The 3,693-nt window shown below is 54.1% G+C and carries 2 protein-coding genes and 2 pseudogenes; 1 reads left to right on the top strand and 3 read right to left on the bottom strand.

From position 1 onward, the window contains the following. Positions 1 to 117: 117 nt before the first annotated feature. Together GOW16_RS23130 and GOW16_RS22695 are read right to left on the bottom strand one after the other, a co-directional pair. Entirely contained in the window at positions 118 to 858 is a 741-nt protein-coding gene (locus tag GOW16_RS23130) for an IS110 family transposase (protein ID WP_368039959.1), read from the bottom strand. A gap of 36 nt (positions 859 to 894) precedes the next feature. After that, a complete protein-coding gene (locus GOW16_RS22695) occupies positions 895 to 1,077 on the bottom strand; it encodes a hypothetical protein (protein WP_217354717.1) in 183 nt (60 codons plus the stop codon). A gap of 283 nt (positions 1,078 to 1,360) precedes the next feature. Here GOW16_RS22695 and GOW16_RS22455 point away from each other — a divergent pair. Then, positions 1,361 to 1,823, top strand: a pseudogene (locus tag GOW16_RS22455) (IS5 family transposase); the annotation flags it as partial. A gap of 35 nt (positions 1,824 to 1,858) precedes the next feature. Here the strand turns inward: GOW16_RS22455 and GOW16_RS22450 are convergent. Next, positions 1,859 to 2,942, bottom strand: a pseudogene (locus GOW16_RS22450) (IS3 family transposase). Positions 2,943 to 3,693 lie beyond the last annotated feature (751 nt).

Genomic DNA, 3,693 nt, shown 5'->3' with positions numbered 1-3,693 from the left:
CTGTCCCAAGGTCTTCCTCTCCGCAATCGCACTCGCAGCAACCGTCATCTATTGGCTATGAATCCTGACCCTAGAGGGTTTCGCTTGGATTGCGGATCGAACTAGCAACTGTATTTCTCAGGGGGTCTGAGCCGACCAGTTTTGCTGAGATTTGAGGAGTGCGTTTGCGATTGTGACGAGCTTTCTAGCGACTGCTGTGATGATGACTTTGTGTGGCTTGCCCGCGTCACGCAAACGATCTGCGAAGATCTTGAGATGCGGATTGTGATGATTCGCGACGAGAGCAGCCTGGAACATGACGTGTCGTACCTGTCGCCGTCCGCCACCAATGGCGCGCTTGCCGCGCATCGCACCGCTGTCGTGAGCAATGGGAGCCAGGCCCGTGAGCGCAGCAGCTTGTTCTCCCGAGAGTTGGCCCAGTTCTGGCATTTTCGCGATCAGCATAGTGCTGGCAACGGGGCCGATCCCAGGGATAGAACGCAAGATACCAGCGGTTTGTGCAAGGCCCTGATCTGCAGCGATCGTCTGCGCAATCTGGTCTTCCAATTTACCGATCTGTCGATCCAACAGCGCCCTCAGCTCAGCATCAATTTCAGTGAATATCCCATCCGTTCCCAACTTCTCATGCGCCTTGATCTGCGCCAGAAGTCTCTTGCGCGTCTCGACAAGCTGCGCACGCTTTGATGCCAAGGCTCTGAGAAGGCGCAATTTCCCATGTGGCAGTTCGCGCCCTGCGTCTGGTCGAAATGCCATGAACCACGCAATGAGTTCCGCGTCGATCCGATCCATCTTGGCGCGTGTGCCACGGCTGGCGGCGAAGGCTTTGATCTGAGCTGGCGGTAACTGCCGGGTCGCGATTCCGGCTGCATCCAGCGCGGTCCACAGACGCCATTCCTACCCTCCAGTCGCCTCGAAACAAACAAGCGCGTGCGTTGATTGTGCCAGACCAACAAGCTGCGCGTGGCCCTCATCGCTGTTCGGAAGCCGCAACCTACGAATGTCCGGGAGACAATGAACGTCAAGCCAATCGCGGCTGACGTCTATGCCGATGATCTGCTCGTGTGATACTTTGTTCATACCCTCTTCCTTCTGCTCCGCGGTCCAGACCGGCCGCATTCAACTGTTCGAGACGATGAAGAGAGACGGTGCTGGCTCGCTAGGAAACGTGGTCATGCCACAAGGCTCAGACGCCATACACCGCCCCGTCAGTAACCTCGGCAAAGGTGGCTGACGGGGGTCAAGTTAGCAAACTCGAGATACAGAAGGCTCAGGACCCATCTACTTCATCTAGCAAAATGATTCACGGCTAGAAAACTAGACGGTTACAAAGTCAGATCTATTCTGGCCAACATAAGCGCAGATGAAGAGTTGTGAGCCCTTCTTTCCCAAGTCGCACGGCAAACTCGCGTTGATGACAGCCGTGTCTTGAGTGGGATTTTCTTCATCAATCGTAACGTGTTACGGCGGCGGAATACACCTAGGGAATATGGACCTCACAAGACGCTCTATAATCGTTGGAAGCGATGGAGTGACAAAGGTATCTTTGCCCAGATGTTGGTCGGCTTGGCTGCCAACCACGGCGAAGAAAAGACGGTCATAATCGATGCTACGTACCTCAAAGCCCATCGCACAGCGTCCAGTCTTGCGGTGAAAAAGAGGGACGTGGACGTCTGATTGGGCGCACCAAGGGTGGCATGAACACAAAATTACATGCGGTTTGTGACAGTCAGGGACGCACTTTGAATCTGTTTGTCACTGCAGGTCAGGTCAGCGACTACATTGGTGCGAGAGCATTGATCAGCAGTCTGCCAAATGTCGACTGGACCTGTCCCGTTTTCGTGCCGCCCCCAGTGCTCGTTTAGGCCACTTTCCGTTCGAATGCGGCCGGGCTTTTCCATCCCAATGCTGAGTGCCGCCGTCGCGGTTTGTAGAAGCCGTTTATGTATTGGAAGATGGCCAGCTCTGCATCTCTGCGCGTCTGCCACGACCTGCGCCAAATGAGCTCAGCCTTGATCGTTTTTGAAGAACGTCTCGACGGCCGAATTATCATAGCAATTGCCCTTGCCTGACATCGACACTTTGAAGCCGTGCTGGCGCAGGATCTTCCGGTAGTCATGTGAGCAGTATTGCGACCCACGGTCCGTATGATGGATGCAGCCCCCAAGGCGGTTGCCGCAGTGCGATAGCCATCTTCAAAGCCCGAATTGCGAGATCACGCTTCATGCGGTTGCTCATCGCCCAGCCAATGACACACCGGGAATGTAGATCAAGGATCACAGCCGGGTAGAGCCAACCTTCACGGGTCCATACATAGCTGATATCGCCCGCCCATTTCTGGTTCGGCTGATCTGCGCGGAAGTCCCTGTTCAGCAGGTTCGGTGCGATGTTGAAAGCGTGGTTGCTATCGGTCATAACCTTGTATCTCTTTGACCTTTCAACCCGTATGCCATTCTCACGCATCTACCTACCAACGCGGCAATGGCCAATGTTCAGACCCAGCTCCTTAAGTTCTTCGGTCATTCGTGGACGTCCATAGCTGCCCAGGCTGAGCCGGGATTGTTCCTTGATATGGGCCAGCACGACCCTGTCTGTTCGCTGACATCCAGAACCTGGCAAAGCCGGTTGGTCGGGAAATCGCAGCCATGCTCTTCGATGAGCCGAAATCTCATGGCTTTTGGCTCACGAAGAAGGCCGTGGCCTTTTTTAGGATATCCCTCTCCTCCTTGAGAATGCGGTTCTCCCGTCGAAGTCGCTCGTTCTCACGGGCAAGGTCTAGTTCCTTGTCGGGAAACCACATCAGTGTCTCGATGCGCTGTGACCCATTTGTTCAGCGTCGACAGGCCAACACCCAAATCTGAAGCAACCTGCCTGCGTGACAGCCCGCTCGTCAGCGCAATTCGCACGGCGTCAGCGCGGAATTTGTCTGTCCGTTTCATTCCCATAGTTCGCCTCCTTTGCCGCAAAAAATGCTATCAAAGGAGCGACATCAAACCGCGACAGGTCCATAAAACTTCAGACTTGAACTGACAGATATCTCAGCTTGCGACGCTGAGAGTGGGTTGGGCATTGCTCAACTCGTTCGTGCTCCTGTTTCGCTTTCCGAAATCCTTCATTAGTGGTTTATGTCGGAATCATATTTAACTACTGATATCGAGTTATCCCACTCCTTTTGGTGCGATTTTGTTGGCCACCATATGGTGGACGCTTTCGAAGGCAGAATTGAGACGATTACTTTTGGAGTTTACGCTACATTGCGAGAGCCCCCTCACTCACGGTATCCATTATGCCATTCCCAGCTGTACTCCCCAGCCCATCACTCACAGCGCGTCTTTAGACCCCCACGCGCGGGAATGGCAGACGGCGGGTGCAATCGCCCCCGCACTCGCCGTCGCCTATCACCTTTGCCATCTGCGTCTCGATCTGGTGCCCTCTGCGTCTCGATCTGGATGGTGAGTGAGGCCCACATCTCATTATATGAAACACCTGCATGACACATAAGAATATCTGGTTCTCTCAACGGTTCACGCAGAAAGCATTACCAAATTGTTTGTCAACGTTTCAAAGAGTCATTGTCGGCGCGGTCAGACGTTCCGCTCGAAGGTATAGCTATTTCAAAGATCGTGTGCATCTGACCCCCTTGAGCCACCCCGACTGAACTGGTCCACCGCTATGTTTAGGAAACGGAGGACCAAG

The organism is Ruegeria atlantica, from assembly GCF_013033965.1.
GTDB lineage: Bacteria > Pseudomonadota > Alphaproteobacteria > Rhodobacterales > Rhodobacteraceae > Ruegeria > Ruegeria atlantica_D.
The sequence above is the reverse complement of the archived record's forward strand: the minus strand, read 5'-3'. Positions and strand labels throughout refer to the sequence as shown.